This is a genomic window from Rhodococcus sp. ZPP (assembly GCF_017656075.1).
In the GTDB taxonomy this organism is placed as follows: domain Bacteria; phylum Actinomycetota; class Actinomycetes; order Mycobacteriales; family Mycobacteriaceae; genus Rhodococcus_F; species Rhodococcus_F oxybenzonivorans.
This window is the reverse complement of the sequence record NZ_CP058638.1, coordinates 1,524,042-1,538,523: the sequence shown is the minus strand read 5'-3', so window position 1 is coordinate 1,538,523 and position 14,482 is coordinate 1,524,042. Positions and strand designations below refer to the sequence as shown.

Below are 14,482 nucleotides of genomic sequence, written 5' to 3'. Positions count from 1 at the left end.
GGGGGCGGGCGCTTCCGCCGCTGTATCACCATGTGTCGAGATGCCACCGAACCCGTTCAACGGGTTTGCTGTTGGCGCGGTCGAAGGTCTGCACGATCCACGCTCTGGTGTCGGCCGGATCGATGACATCGTCGATCTCGAAGACCGATGCTGCGTTCGTGGCACGGCCCTGGCCTCGTAGTCGGCCAATAGAGACTGAAAGGTCTGCTCGCGTTCGTTCGGGTCGTCGATAGCGTCGAGTTCTCGGCGGAACCCGAGCCGCACTGCCCCTTCGGGCCCCATAGCGCCGAGATCTCCAGTCGGCCAAGCGAGCATTGCGTCCGGAACTCGAAAGCTTCCGCCGGCAATGGCCTGCCCTCCGAGTCCGTAAGACTTGCGGATTACGATCGCGCACAACGGAACAGCGAGATTTGGGCCGGTAACAAGCAGTCGGCTGACATGCCGCACCATAGCCGTCTCTTCTGCTTCGGGGCCTACCATGAATCCGGGGGTGTCGCAGAGGGACACAATCGGCAGTTCATAGGTATCGCAGAGCCGAAGGAAGCGCGCCATCTTGTCGGCCCCGTCGCTGTCGATCGCGCCGCCGCGGTGACGTCCGTCGTTCGCGACGATGCCCATCGGTCGACCCTCCACCCGAGCCAGGCACGTGACCATTCCTCGCCCGAATTCCTTTCGAAGCTCGAGTACCGACTCCTCATCGGTCAGGGTGTGGATGAGCGCACGAATATCGAACACCCGATATCGTCGCTCGGGTACGGCGTTGCGCAATCGACGTTGATCGGCGCAGGACCACTGACGGGCAGAGCCCTGGAAGTAGCCGAGGTACTTCTTGGTGGCGGCTACGGCCGCAGCCTCGTCATCGACGAGAATGTCGACGACTCCATTGGCCGCCTGGACCGGGGCGGGCCCGATAGCCTCCGGCGCGAACGTCCCCAGCCCACCTCCCTCGATCATGGCCGGGCCGCCCATCCCGATGTTCGCGTCGCCGGTTGCGATGACGACGTCACAGGCACCGAGCAGTGCCGCGTTGCCTGCGAAGCAACGGCCAGCCGCAATGCCTACCGTCGGAACGTGTCCGTTGAGCCGACCCAGCGCGACGAACGTTCCCAGGTCCATCCCGGTTGCCTTGGCCTGGTTGTCGGTGTCCCCGGGACGGCCGCCGCCCCCTTCGGCGAAGATGATCACCGGTGTTCCCCGTCGCCGGGCGAGTTCGAACATCCGCTCGGCCTTCTTGTGGTTCTGCAGTCCCTGGGTTCCCGCCAGCACGGTGTAGTCGTACGCGAGGGCGGCGACCTGGGTGTTCTGCGCGTCGGACTCGGCTGCGCTCACCCTGCCGAATCCGGCGACGAGGCCGTCGGCAGGTGTATTGGCTTCGAGGTCGTCCAGCGTCCGCCGTCGACGTTGCGCCGCGATGACAAGCGGGCCGTATTCACGAAAGGAGTGCGGGTCGAAAGGTCTGCGAGGTTCTCGCGGGCGGTCCGTTTCCCGGCCAGGTGCCTTCGTGCGCTGGCTTCTGGACGGGCGGCGTCCAGATCGGCCTCGTGGCGATCTCTGATTTCGGCGATATCGGAACGGATGTCGTCCAGATCGGGCAGCCCACAAGTGGCGGTTGTGGCGGGCGCAGGCTGGCCGTCGATGGCGACCGCCGCGAGCGTTGCGACCTGGACTCCCTCGGCGACAAAGTCACCGACCTGCACAGTCACCTTCTCCAGTCGTCCGGCGGCCGGGGCGGTTATCTCATGCTCCATTTTCATGGCCTCGAGAATTGCTACCGGTTCCCCCTGCTCAACCCACTGCCCGGTTTCGCCGGCGATCGAAACCACCGTTCCGGCCGACGGTGCGAATAGGTCGGTCGCCTGTGTGTCTTCTGCAGACACCGGTACGCGCGATGATCCGAGCAGGTAATCGTCGACGAAGCTCGTCGTCATCGCACCACGCGGAATCGCAGGGTCGGCCAGCACCGACCGCAGCAGCGCCAGGTTGGTGGGCACCCCCTCGATGACGCTACGACGCAGCTGGGCCTCGAGGTGAACCAGAACCTGCGCCAAGGTCGCGCACAGCCGGTGAACGATGATCTTGGCCAGGAGCGGATCGTAGGCATTGGTTGCCTGCATACCTGCGTAGCCGTGGCTTTCCACCCGTATACCGGATCCGGCCGGAAGGTCGAACCGCGTGATCTTCTGTGTGGGGGAGACCGCGGGCTCGAGGGTGACTCGCGCTTCGACAGCGATTCCGCGCGGGTTTCCGATGGCCTCCTGGGAAAGACCCTGGTCCGTCAGCGACACCCCCTCCGCTATGGCAATCTGGGCTGCGACCAGGTCGACGCCCGTGATTTCTTCGGTGACACCGTGCTCGACCTGCAGCCGTGGATTTCCTTCGATGAAGTAGTAGAGGTCGGGATTGTCGGCATCGACAAGGAATTCGAATGTGCAGACACCTCGGAAGTGTGTGGCCCGCGCGAGATCGAGTGCGGAGCGCAGAAGAGCCGATCGCGTCGGGTCCGGCAAATGTGAAGCAGGCGCGATCTCAATGAGCTTCTGATGGCGGCGCTGAATCGTACAGTCGCGGTCCCAGAGGTGTATCGGGTCGCCGGCACCGTCGCCGAGCACCTGAACTTCGATGTGCCACGCCCGCGGAAGATAGCGCTCGACATAGACTTGTGATTGCCCGAAACCACGCAGCGCCTCGGATCCACAACGAATGAGCGCTTGTCCGATGTCGGCGGAGTTTGTCACGACCCGCATTCCGCGGCCGCCGCCACCAGCGAGAGCCTTCACCATGACCGGGCCGCCCGAGTGCGCTTCCATGAAGGCCAGCGCTTCCGGAAGACCCGTCGCACCATTTGTCGCAGGAAGGACAGGAACTCCGATCTCTTCGGCCAGAGCCCTCGTCGCCGACTTGTCACCGAAGAGCCGGAGTGTCTCGGAGTCGGGTCCCACGAATGTAATACCTGCGCGTGCACAGGCGTCGGCCAGTTTCGGATTTTCGCTCGCGAATCCGTATCCGGGATGGAGCATGGTGCATCCGGACGTGATGGCTGCGTTGACCATTTGATCGATGTCGAGGTAGGCAGCCACGCCGCAACTCGCCAGCGGACGCACCTCGTCGGCCGCACGGACGTGGGTTGCTTCGGAGTCGTCGACGCTGTGAACCGCGACGGTGCGAAGCCCATATCTGCGGGCGGTGCGGATGATCCTCAAAGCGACCTCGCCGCGGTTAGCGATGAGTAAGCCCGGCAATCGCTTTCCCTTCGTTGTCACTGGGTCGGCGGAAACCGTCCCCTTCTCGAGGATGATCAGGTTGCGGTGGGCGTGCATCCGCCCAGCCTCGCGGTGACCCTCTCGGCCGCCGTCATCAATCGATTCCGATACTGTTCGACCGTCGCCCCGGACAGTTGGCGGGGGAGCTGGTAGAGGCTCAAGAGGAGCGCCGGTTGGGAATCTTCACCGAATACGGGCGCGGTGATGATTCGGACGTCATAGGTGGCAGCGGGTTCGATTTCGGCTGGCTCGTATCCCTCCAGACTGAGGGCACGGGCGGCCTCGGTGACATCAGATGCCAGATCGCCCGTGGCACCGGTAAGCGGCAGACGCGCAACGGCCCCTTCGAACCGCACTTGTGCGTCGCTGCGAAGCACAAGTGACCAGCCGCGGTCGCGGACACGGGATATCGCCTGCTCGAGCAGGGCACGATCGAGAGCCTCGCCGCCGCGTCCGATCCACTTGTCTCGTTCGCGTCCCTCGGACCATGCCATCAGTGGGAGGGCGAGTGGGGCACAAAGGGCATTCGCTGCCCGAGTCGGGTGTGTGGCGACGTCGGTAGAGTGCTTGCCATGCTGCTGCCGACCAGGACCAGCTGATCCCGAATCGCGACCGAGGCGCAGCATTCGACTCCTAGCTCGCGGGCGACCGCGTCCATTTCCGAACGTGCCTGATCGACGATGCTGAGGGGGCGCAGCAGGTCAGCCTCACCGGGTGCGGTGAGGGAGGTCGACGAGAAACAGCCGTAACCACCTTGGAAGAAGATGAGCGGTGAGGCGGCATCATCGACCTCGAGCGAGGTAACCCGACCGATCACCAGGAAATGGTCACCGGCGTCGTGGATTGTTTCGATTGTGCAGTCGATCCAGGCGATGCACTCGTGAATTCGAGGATTGTTGCGATTGGTCGGCGTCCAGGAGATCGACGCAAACTTGTCTGATCCCTTCATTGCCAGACTTCGGCAGACGTCCTGTTGGCCGGCGCCGAGCACGTTGACGCAGAAGCGACCGGATTCCCGGATCTTCGGGAAGGTGCTGGAACTTTTGTCGGGGAGGAACGCGACCAGCGCGGGATCCAGCGATACCGATGTGAAGGAGCCGACGGCCATGCCGACCGGCCCTCCCGCGGAATCAGTGGAGGTGATCGCCACGACGCCGGTCGGGAAGTGGCCGAGCACAGTCCGGAAATGTCCCGGGTCGATCACTGTGCTGGTGTCGGTGAGTGTCATCGGGTTGTCCTTCTCGGCTCAGGACCCAAAGGCCTGATCGGTGTGTGTGCTTGCGTTGAGTCTGGTTTCCGAGTATGGGTTGGCCGCTGTGCTGCCATGCCGTCCTCGAGCTCCGAGCGCCTTCCGATCACCCCGGTCTGTTCGAGGTGGAACTGCACCAAGTCTTCGTCTCGGTCGGGCATGTGACGTGCGTCGCTCTAAGGACGATCGTCGCATCGACCTTCATGCCGTGTCAACTGTTATGTTGATAAAATTCAACAAGCATGTTGATGCCAGATGGAGCGTGTGCGTGACGCCAGAAGCCTCGTGAAGTGCTCAGATAATGATCCTGGGACACGGGATGGTCGAAGAATAGGGAGCAAGTGCGTCTACACAAGCGTTGAAAATCTGTGTAGCTTGTTGGTAGTTTCTCGTCCAGAGGCGCCTCAGCGCAGCTTCACCGCCAGTACACGCCTGGCACCGAGGAATCCGCACTCAGCACATCGCCCCATCACATCGGAGGAAGATCATGACTACCAGTGCACTGTCGAGTCGAGAACTGACCGAACTCGTCGAGGCCCAGAAAGTCGAACGAGTGTTGTACGACTACGCGTACTACCTCGACATGAACCAGCCCGACGATCTCGCGGCCCTGTTCACGTCGGACTGCTACGTCGCGTATGGACCCGATTTCGGCGCCGAGGGACGCGACGCCTATCGAAAGACCCTCGACGGAATCGGCACCTTCTTCACCGCCACTAGTCATCATGTCTCCAACGTCGTTGTCGACTTCGACGAGGAAATGCGCAGTGCGACCGTCCGTTCGGTGCTGTATGCGTGGCATCAGTACACCAAGGAAGGCAAGCCGGACGGCCACTTCTTCGGCCAGTACCACGATGTTCTGGTGCGCGACGACGAGCACGGCTGGCGTTTCACCCGCCGTGAACTGCGCGCGGCAGGCGTCGTCGACTTCCACGTCAAGAAGCAGATCCCGATCGGACGTGCCTCGGCATGACCACGCCGACCACAACCGCCACAGTAGACACCGAGTACCAGCACTTGCGTGTCGAGCACCGCGGGCCGATCAGTTGGATCGTCCTTGACCGCCCGGACAAAGCGAATGCCCTGTCGAATGCGCTCCTCGACGAGTTCAGCGACGCCCTCGAGCGTCTCGCCACCACCGGCGGTCCCGTCGTCGGGATCCGCGGCGAAGGAAAGGGCTTCTCCGCCGGCTACGACATCGACCAGGTCGGCGAATATACCACCACCAAGGACCCGGTGTCGGATCGAGAACGGCTCGCGCGCAACGTCAATCGCTACCTCGCCATCTGGGATCACCCTAAACCGGTGATCGCGGCGGTCCACGGTTACTGCATCGCGGGCGCCACTCAGATGTGTGTATTCACCGATCTCACGATCGTGGCGCATGATGCGCGCATCGGTGAACCGGCTGTGCCGCTTGGTGGGGGATACATAGCCCCGCTGTGGGCGCCGCTGGTCGGACCCAAACGGGCGAAGGGACTCGCGTTCATCGCCGGCAACTCGATCGACGGTGACACCGCGGTCGAATGGGGGTGGGCCAACCGAGCCGTTCCGGCAGACACAGTCGTCGAGACTGTCGAACGCCTCGCCGCCCAAATAGCCCGGGTTCCCTCCGACCTCTTGCGCATCAAGAAACTGTCGGTCAACCGCGCTATGGAGGCCATGGGCGTACGCACTGCCGCACAGGGTGGCGCAGAAATGGACGCGCTGTTACATCTATCGCCATCGGTGGCGCAGGTTCGTGCCTTCATTGCCGAGGTCGGCCTGAAGGCGGCCATTGCCTCGTACCGTGCGCCGGTCGATGCCCCTCTCTCCACTTCGTCAGTACCATCCGGAAAGGCAACCTCATGAGCAGCGGAGTCAGGTTTACCCGCGATGGCCACATCGCACGCGTCACACTCGATCGCCCCAAGGCGTTGAACTCGATCAATGCCGAGATGGACCAGTCGTTGTACGAGGCGTGGACCGAAATCAACGCCGACCCGGACCTGTGGGTGGCCGTCCTGTCAGCCTCCGGGGAGAAGGCGTTCTGTGCCGGCGCCGACGTGAGCGGCGGCACGGAAGGCGACGGTCGCAGGATGGCCCTCGGCGGTGGACTCACCGGCGTCGGAGGTCCGTTGCTGAAGCTGCGCAAACCACTCGTTGCCGCCGTCCAGGGGTACGCCGTCGGTGGCGGATTCGAACTGGCGATGTGCGCGGATGTCATTGTGGCGGCGGACAACGCCCAGTTCGGTATCCCGGAAACGAAGGTCGGAATCATCGGCGAGGCAGGCATCATGCACCGCGCGATTCGGCAACTCCCGCATCACATCGCCATGGCGATGATTCTCACCGGGGACCGCATCACTGCCGTCGACGCCGAACGGTACGGACTCGTCAACGAAGTCGTCGCACCCGAGCAACTCGGTAAGGCCGCCGACCAGTGGGCCGAGCGTATCGCGGCCGCATCCCCGCTCGCCGTGCAGGCGGCCAAGGATGCCGTGCTGTCCCGATTGGACTGGCCCCTGGACATCGCGTTGGCGACCCGCTACGAACCCATCGAAGCGTATGCGGCCAGTGCCGACCGGCTCGAGGGGCGAGCGGCGTTCGCCGAGAAGCGAAAGCCGCAGTGGACCGGCCGGTAGACGAGGAACAGTTGTGGACGTGCCGCGGGCCGCGATGTAGGTCGCGTGCTCACGGCACCCCACCCGCTCGAAAACAGCAAACAGCGAAAGGCTGCACGGATCTAAGCGGGCTTGGCCAGTGCGCCCTGGAAGAATAGCGCGCAGAACGCATCAATGGTCTGTCTTGCGTCAACCCTGTGCGAGCCAGGCTTGAGCCACCGATGGGTCCAGTTGATCATCCCGAACAACGCTTTCGCCATCAGCGCAGTGGGAACATCTTCACGAAAGGTTCCCTCTGCCACCCCCTGCTCGAGGACGCCGGCGACGATTGCCTCGAAACGCTTCGTCTTACGGAGCATGTCCTTGGCCCATGGAGTCGACTGGAACTCGAGCTTCGCCATGTCCTCCTGGATATACAGGTAGATATAGGGATAGTTGTTCTCGTACGAGAGCATCAGTAATTCGACGAGTCGACGGAGCTTCTCAGGGGCGTCGGCGTCGATCTCCGCGATCTCTGTTCCAGCAGAAACGTTATCGTCGAGAACGCCGATCACAACGTCCTGAAACAGGGCCTGGAACAATTCCTTCTTACTGGCGAAGTAGTAGTAGATCGAGGCCCGATCGGTTCCGAAACGCTCCGCAATGTCGTTCAACGTGGCGGCGTCGTAACCCTTTTCCTGGAACACATCAGCCGCCGTTTGGAGGAGTTCTCGGCGTTTCGCCTGATAGCTGGGGCTACTGTCATTCTGCGCGCTACGGCGGCGCCGGCTCATTCCGCTGCTTCTCGTCACTGGTGTTCTGGCCACGTAGGGGATGCTACGCGGCGGAAGACGGGAAATCCATCAACGTTGATGTAAATCTACTTCAACGTTGATTGACACGGTGTTCGCGATCGCATAGCGTCGGAAGGCGGAAAACACGAGTTCTGCGGCCTCACCCGAGAAGCCGCTGTACCGACTCATGAGCGAGGCCGACATGACGAATACCGATCCCGGGGAGCGGATCACGTCCGTCGGTGGTTCCATGGTGTGCGGTACTCGCCATTGTCCCGATGAAGCCGCCGTTATCGTCCGATTGCTGCACACGGAAGCTGTCCCGCGGTGACCGAGTCCGAGGGCCCGCCCGACTCCGCGCGGCCGTCGGTACCGTCCATCCGCGATGAAGTTTCGCTCGATCACCTGCGCGCCGTCGCCGACGTGTACCTGAATGACGTCGGCGACGGGGAACCGTTGGACCCGCTGACCCGCGCGCTAGTCGAACTCGCGGTTCGCGCGTCCGTCACCACTCTGGACATCGTGGGTGCCGAACGCTACATGCAGGAGGCGCTCGACCTGGGAGCGACCGCGAACCAAGTCCACGAGGTCCTCATGCTGGTGTCGGGGCTCGGAGTGCACACCCTCTTCGCAACCGCCGAACACCTCCACGCTCTCACCTCGGAACGGCACAACGAGCAGGCGGATTCAGCGCTCGATGCCGACCAGCGTCTCCTTTGGGAGCGATACGTAGGAAGCGACCCCTACCGTCAGCGTCTAGAGGATGAGCTACCTGGTTTCCTTGCTGCGCTGATACGGATCTCTCCCGAAGGATTCGCTGCATTCTGCGAGTATTGCGGTCTCCCATGGAAGACGAAAAACGTGCGCGCCGTCACCAAAGAACTTATCGCCCTGGCGGTGGATGCAACGCCGACCCATCGTTTTCTTCCCGGCATGAAGCTGCACCTGCGCAATGCGATCGAACTCGGCGCCGGCCGTATCGCGATACTGGAGGTCCTCCTGATCGCATCCCACGCGCCACCGCACAGGGGAGTGCGCTGACCGTCTCTATGAGGTCGCAACCAGGGTTGAGGAGATCGCAACCACGGTTGAGCGCAACCGGTCGTGACATATCGTCTGGACTTTCTGCCGAGTCGCGACGGAGGTGATGGAGCGGTCAGCGATCGAGGGTCGCGCCAGCCGCCGAACTATGGCACGCATTCATCACGTCGCTGATCGGTTCTTCGGTCTCCGTCAGGGATCCGCTCAGATAGTGCCCCGTGGAGTGGTGGACTTCGGATCGGCACGCGGTACGCATAGCGATCAACGAGTCGCGGTGAATACTATGCTGTTCCGCTCGAGCCGGTCAACGACAACGCCGGCTCGGTAGCGTGTCCCTTCGCGGCGATCACCGCACGGAGCTCGTCCATGCTCACATCCGAGACGTAGCGGCGGGTGACCTGCCATTCGTCGTGCTGCTCGATCACCACCGCGGTCGCCAACCGCAGGAACGCGGCCGGGTTCGGGAAGATCTCCACCACATCGGCTCGACGCTTGATTTCCTTGTTCAACCGCTCAATTGGATTGTTGGACCAGATTTTTTGCCAATGCGCCTTCGGAAACGCGGTGAAGGCGAGCACATCGTGCTTGGCGGCTTCCATCAACGCCGCAACCTTCGGGAACGAACCGGTGAAGGTATCGGTGACCTGGTCCCACTGCGCGGCCACGTCGACCGGATCGGTGTGCGAAAAGATCGTCTTGACCGCCGCCATCACCGGCGGCACATGCTTGGCCGCCACTGCCGATCGGATGTTACGCATGAAATGAACCCGACACCTCTGCCACGATGATCCCGCGAACTGCTGCATCACAGCAGCTTTGAGACCGCTGTGCGCATCGGAGATCACCAGATGCACCCCCGACAGACCACGGTCTTTGAGGCTGGTGAGGAACTCACGCCAGAACTCGTAGGATTCACTGTCGCCGACCGCGGTACCGAGGACCTCGCGGGTGCCGTCGATCGACACCCCGGTGGCGACCACCAACGCCTGGGACACCACGTGCGCACCGACCCGGACCTTACAAAAAGTGGCATCGAGGAACACGTACGGAAAGCTCGTGTGCGTCAGGGTGCGCTCCCGGAACCGGGCGATCTCGGTATCGAGACCGGCGCAGATCCGCGAGACCTCCGACTTCGAGATTCCGGATTCGACCCCCAATGCACCGACCAGGTCATCGACGCTGCGAGTCGAGACCCCGTGCACATACGCCTCCATCACGACCGCGTACAGGGCTTTGTCGATCCGCCGGCGCCGTTCCAGCAAGGATGGGAAGAACGACCCGGACCGTAGCTTGGGGATCTTGACCTCGACATCGCCGCTGGTCGTGGAGACGGTCTTGGTGCGGTGGCCGTTGCGGTGGGTGGTGCGGGTAGCGGTGCGTTCGTAGCGGCCGGCGCCGAGCTTGTCGGTGGCTTCGGCTTCGATCAAGGCCTGCAGGCCGGCGCGGATCAGTTCGGCGAACACGCTGGCGCTGTCGGCGCCGGTGAGTGCGTCGAGTTGGGCGAGCAGTGCAGAATGGTCGTGGGTCATCGCGTAGCTCCTGGTAACGAGTCACTGTGAGAGGTAACTCGTTGATCACTACGCGATGGCCCACCCTTTTCGAGGGAGCGACACGCCCGGACCTGGCCGGATGCCGTCAGCCGATTCCCACCACTCCCTGGGACTTACCCTCCGCTCAGCTATCCGGCGGTGGGATAAGTGTCGGACAGAAGCTCCTTAGTGCGCCGAACATCGTCCTCGAGCGCGGCAATGAGTTCTTCCTTCGAGGCGAAGGTCGCTTGTCCGCGTATCCAGTGTTCGAGATGCACGGTGACTTCGAGGTCGTACAAATTTTCATCGAAATCGAGTAGATGCGCCTCCAGCAGTCGCGTCCCCACACGGCCGTAGAATGTCGAACGTCGACCTATCGAGATTGCGGCGGGGATCGACCTGCCATCGGCGAGCGCGCAGTGACCTGCCCACACGCCATCCACCAGGTGAGCCTCGGAAGAAGGGCTCCCGGCTTCGGTATCGAGTTCGAGATTCGCGGTGGGGAAACCGAGTTCGCGACCCCGCTGGTCACCATGTCGCACCAGCCCGGCGACGGTGTGCGCGGTGCTTGTCGTGGTGCAAGTCGGTGCCTTCACAGTCGAACCCGCATCAGCGTGGGACAGCACCGACGCCTCGATTCCCATGATCTCCAGGGTCCCGCGAAGATCGGCTGGCGGGTCCAGCAGCTGCAATGAGGAAATCCCGAGCTCTCGGATCACCTGTGCGATGTCCGCATTCCGGTCAATGCGTCTGCGGTCCTGCTGCTCTGAGGTGAGAGTGTACGAATCGAGATCGTTCGTGTTGCGTTCGATCAGCACCACGCCGTCACCATGTGCGGCTATCCGCGCAAACATTGCCTGACGATCAGGGTCTGTGGAGTCGGCATGCGGGGCGAAGTCTGATTCGCGGTGAACGTGGATCCATGGCGCGTCCGCACTCTGGGGTCGACCGATTCGGTAGGCGATGTAATCGGTGCCGGTCACCTCACTCCGAAATCCGGAGGTGAGCAGCTCGCCGTAAGGGCTTTCCCGAGTGATGGTGAAGGTGCATCGGACGTGTAGTTCGGATACCCGGCGATAGATGACGACGTCGTCCGCAGACAACCATGTCAATTGTTGTGCCTGGGCGAAATCACGGGTTTCGTCCTCGTTCGCGATGCGGGTGGGATCTTTCTCCGAGACGAGCGCAGCAAATACGCCGACCGGGCGTAGACCGGCCGCACGAGCGAGGTCCGTTATGACTTCCGCTGGACCACGGGTCTCGAGTACTCCGTTCTCGCGCGCCCGGGCCGGTACGACATGGCCGGGGCGGGTGAAGTCGCCGGTCGCGCTGTCGGGATTGGCGAGCATTGCGAGGGTGCGTGCCCGGTCGGCGGCGGAAATCCCCGTACCCACCCCGGCGATCGCATCCACCGAGACGGTGTACCAATCGCTGGCCTGGTCCGGGATCGTCCCCATCATCGGTGGCAACCCCAGACGTTCGCAGACACGCCGGGTGACCGCCGCACAGACGAAACCAGAGCTATGGCGGACCATAGATGCGAGCGCGGCAGGGGATGCCTTCTCCGCCGCCAAGAGCAGGTAGCCATCGGGATCGCCGCCCGCACTGCCCGCGAGCGCAACGGTTCGGCCGGCGGCGAGGTCGGACAGAGCTTGCTGGACTCGGGTCACCGAATTACTCATGCGTGCATCTCCAATCTTGGGGGGGCGAACGGACGTCGGAGTCCTGCCTTGGTCACGTTCTCGAATGGCGGCGTTTCCCCTGTGATCAGAATCGCAGCTGCGCCTCGACATGTCAACGTCAACGTAGATGTGCGCACCGGTGGCGTACTCCTCGGTGATCGATCGGTTCGATGTCGAGTCATGGCGACGGGCAGACACATGTTCTTGCGGTCGTCGAGACCGTAGAGCATGGTCGGCAACGCCACCATGTCGCCCGCTTTCAGATCCACTCCGTCGATGGTGATGTCCTTCTTGATCAGGCGGGCATCGGATACCAATCCTGCACTCCGTTTACGACCAGCCGGACGCCGATTCCGTTCATGCTCAATATGATCGAGTGATCGACGCCTTGTCGGAGAAGCTGCCGAAGGTCGCCGACCATCTCGACGCGGCTCGCCCGGATCTGCTCGCGTTCACCGGCTTCCCGAAGCAGATCTGGCGGCAGATCTGGTCGAACAATCCCCGATCGCACCGCCCTGATTCGGCTCGTCGGCGCGGTACTCGCCGAGCAGCATGACGAGTGGATCGAAGGCCGCCGCTACCTCGGCCTCGACGTGCTCGCCCGCTCCCGCGGCACCCACGCAACACCCGAACCTACCGAGGAGGTGACGCCGGCGGCTCTGACCGCATAACCCCACGAGGAGTCACGCGACGACCGTCGTACACCACGCCCTGGGACTTGACCTGTGTCCACCGCAAGCACTCGGTCACCCACTACGTAGAAGGCGCTGAAGGAACGGTCTTCGGGCCTTCCGCGTAACACCAAGCGGTCGTACCCTTCCGACAGGCCGACCATCTTCAGATTCAGGTCGTACTGATCGGACCAGAACCATGGAGCGCCAGTCGGGCGGGTCGGCTTGTCGCACAGTACGGCAGCGGCGTTGCGCGCCTGTTCGAGTGCGTTGGGGACCGACTCGACACGGACAAAGCGGTCGTACAAATGGCTGTACTGGCGAACACAATCTCCTACAGCCATGATGTGGGGATCGGCTGTGCGAAGGTCGTCGTCGACCACGATGCCGTTATCGACCTCGAGGCCTGCTGCTGCGGCCAATTCGCTGTTCGGTATCAGCCCGATACCAACGACGACCACATCGGCGGCGAGTCGTGTGCCATCCGAGCAGCGAACTGCTTCGATGCGGCCGTCTCCTCGAGTCTTCAGCCCTTCTACCACGCAGTTGGTAAGGGTATTGACCCCCGCCTCACGGTGAACGGCCTCGTAATATTCGGAGATCGGCTGCGCAGTAACGCGAGCAAGTACGCGGGACGCAGCCTCCAGCACGGTGACGGTCATGCCGATCCGGACGGCGGCCGCGGCCACCTCCAAGCCGATGTATCCGGCGCCGATGGTAACGACGCTCCGTTGGGGGCGCAGTTCATCTCGAAGCGCGTCTGCATCAGTCCTTGTGCGGAGATAGTGGAGATTCGAGGGCTTCTGGGGAAGCGCGTCTGCGACCGGAAGCGTCCGCAGTCGGCCTCCCGTTGCAAGAATCAGCTCGTCGTATCCGATTTCGGTACCGTCGGACATTGCGACCTTGCGATGCTTGCGATCGATCGCCTGAGCGCGATGGCCTGCGTGGAGGGTGATCGCACTGCGCTCATATGCCACGTCGCCACGCAAGTGCAATGATTCTGCGGTGACTTCACCCTTGAGGTATGTCTTCGAGAGGGGTGGTCGATGGTATGGCTGAAACCTCTCGTCACCCAGCAGGGTGATCGGTCCCTCCCATCCGGAGGTGCGTGCGGCAAATGCCGCTTCGGTACCACCGCAGCCATTACCTATGACAAGCAGGTGTCGGTTCGACATCTGGAAGTCCCCTTCTCTGTTTTCTTACGCGAACGAACCGGTCACGCGGGCGTCCGGCTGTTGCCGGACGGTGAGCTACCCGTGAAGCGTTCTGTGCTCTGCTTTTGCAGCGGTAGCGTTGGTGGCGTGTCGAATGAGCAAATCTTTCGTCTCCGAAAGGTTCTGGCCGCCTCCCGGCTCTGCGTCCACATGTCGTCGCATTTCGCGTCGGCATGATTGAAGTTGTTACTTAGACGCTAAGAGGGTGCCGAGGCATATCACCGTGCTGGCCGCACACAGATTTCGTGCAGTTTTGTGCGCCCCATCACATTCGGTAACGGCTGTGTGGGCAGTCATAATCTGGGCTGCGTCCGACACTCACCGGCGTCGGCTGCATTGGTGCGCGACAGACCTCAGTTGCCGACTGCACGTGACCCAGGTGCCCGGCATGAGCGTGCGCGTTCAATCGACGAACCGGCACCGAGCGTGCGACAGGCGATCTCTTCCTCGCATAGCACCT

General features: G+C 62.6%; 11 protein-coding genes and 2 pseudogenes. 5 read left to right on the top strand and 8 right to left on the bottom strand.

The genetic code is table 11. The annotated features are described in order from the left end of the window. Positions 1-25 precede the first annotated feature (25 nt). The 3 genes and pseudogenes from HYG77_RS39475 to HYG77_RS07225 form a co-directional block, all read right to left on the bottom strand. A pseudogene (locus HYG77_RS39475) lies at positions 26-3,239 on the bottom strand (carboxyl transferase domain-containing protein). A 56-nt stretch (positions 3,240-3,295) separates the two neighbouring features. Next, positions 3,296-3,754 carry a hypothetical protein gene (locus HYG77_RS07230; protein WP_208962290.1) on the bottom strand — a complete coding sequence of 153 codons (459 nt, stop codon included), beginning with the start codon at positions 3,752-3,754 and terminating at the stop codon, positions 3,296-3,298. Further along, entirely contained in the window at positions 3,754-4,488 is a 735-nt protein-coding gene (locus HYG77_RS07225; RefSeq protein WP_208962289.1) for a flavin reductase family protein, read from the bottom strand. The genes HYG77_RS07230 and HYG77_RS07225 overlap by 1 nt, the downstream gene beginning before the upstream one ends. A 508-nt stretch (positions 4,489-4,996) precedes the next feature. Here HYG77_RS07225 and HYG77_RS07220 point away from each other — a divergent pair. From HYG77_RS07220 to HYG77_RS07210, 3 genes are read left to right on the top strand one after another with little or no spacing between them, the layout of a single operon-like run. Further along, positions 4,997-5,482, top strand: a complete 486-nt coding sequence (locus HYG77_RS07220) for a nuclear transport factor 2 family protein (RefSeq protein ID WP_109328115.1) — start codon at positions 4,997-4,999, stop codon at positions 5,480-5,482. Then, on the top strand, positions 5,479-6,360 hold the full coding sequence (locus HYG77_RS07215; RefSeq protein ID WP_208962288.1) for an enoyl-CoA hydratase-related protein: 882 nt from the start codon (positions 5,479-5,481) through the stop codon (positions 6,358-6,360). The genes HYG77_RS07220 and HYG77_RS07215 overlap by 4 nt, the downstream gene beginning before the upstream one ends. Continuing rightward, on the top strand, positions 6,357-7,133 hold the full coding sequence (locus HYG77_RS07210; protein WP_208962287.1) for an enoyl-CoA hydratase-related protein: 777 nt from the start codon (positions 6,357-6,359) through the stop codon (positions 7,131-7,133). The genes HYG77_RS07215 and HYG77_RS07210 overlap by 4 nt, the downstream gene beginning before the upstream one ends. A gap of 101 nt (positions 7,134-7,234) precedes the next feature. Here HYG77_RS07210 and HYG77_RS07205 read toward each other — a convergent pair whose 3' ends face one another. Next, complete coding sequence (locus HYG77_RS07205) at positions 7,235-7,918, bottom strand: TetR/AcrR family transcriptional regulator (protein WP_244373524.1); 684 nt, start codon at positions 7,916-7,918, stop codon at positions 7,235-7,237. Positions 7,919-8,212: 294 nt separating this feature from the next. On the opposite strand from HYG77_RS07205, the gene HYG77_RS07200 reads away from it, so the two are divergent. Next, positions 8,213-8,926 (top strand): carboxymuconolactone decarboxylase family protein, encoded by a 714-nt coding sequence (locus HYG77_RS07200; protein ID WP_230990112.1) that lies wholly within the window; start codon positions 8,213-8,215, stop codon positions 8,924-8,926. Positions 8,927-9,207: 281 nt separating this feature from the next. On the opposite strand, the gene HYG77_RS07195 is transcribed toward HYG77_RS07200, so the two are convergent. The 3 genes from HYG77_RS07195 to HYG77_RS07185 form a co-directional block, all read right to left on the bottom strand. Further along, positions 9,208-10,455, bottom strand: coding sequence for an IS256 family transposase (locus HYG77_RS07195; RefSeq protein ID WP_208962286.1), 1,248 nt, complete (start codon positions 10,453-10,455; stop codon positions 9,208-9,210). 149 nt (positions 10,456-10,604) lie between these two features. Then, a complete protein-coding gene (locus HYG77_RS07190; protein WP_208962285.1) occupies positions 10,605-12,137 on the bottom strand; it encodes a 3,4-dihydroxy-2-butanone-4-phosphate synthase in 1,533 nt (510 codons plus the stop codon). Continuing rightward, positions 12,134-12,454, bottom strand: coding sequence for a hypothetical protein (locus HYG77_RS07185; protein WP_208962284.1), 321 nt, complete (start codon positions 12,452-12,454; stop codon positions 12,134-12,136). The genes HYG77_RS07190 and HYG77_RS07185 overlap by 4 nt, the downstream gene beginning before the upstream one ends. Here HYG77_RS07185 and HYG77_RS07180 point away from each other — a divergent pair. Further along, positions 12,454-12,808 (top strand): annotated as a pseudogene (locus HYG77_RS07180) (transposase); the annotation flags it as partial. The gene HYG77_RS07185 and the pseudogene HYG77_RS07180 sit on opposite strands and share 1 nt — an antisense overlap. Here HYG77_RS07180 and HYG77_RS07175 read toward each other — a convergent pair. Continuing rightward, positions 12,715-13,983 (bottom strand): FAD-dependent oxidoreductase, encoded by a 1,269-nt coding sequence (locus HYG77_RS07175; RefSeq protein ID WP_208962283.1) that lies wholly within the window; start codon positions 13,981-13,983, stop codon positions 12,715-12,717. The pseudogene HYG77_RS07180 and the gene HYG77_RS07175 overlap by 94 nt on opposite strands. Positions 13,984-14,482 lie beyond the last annotated feature (499 nt).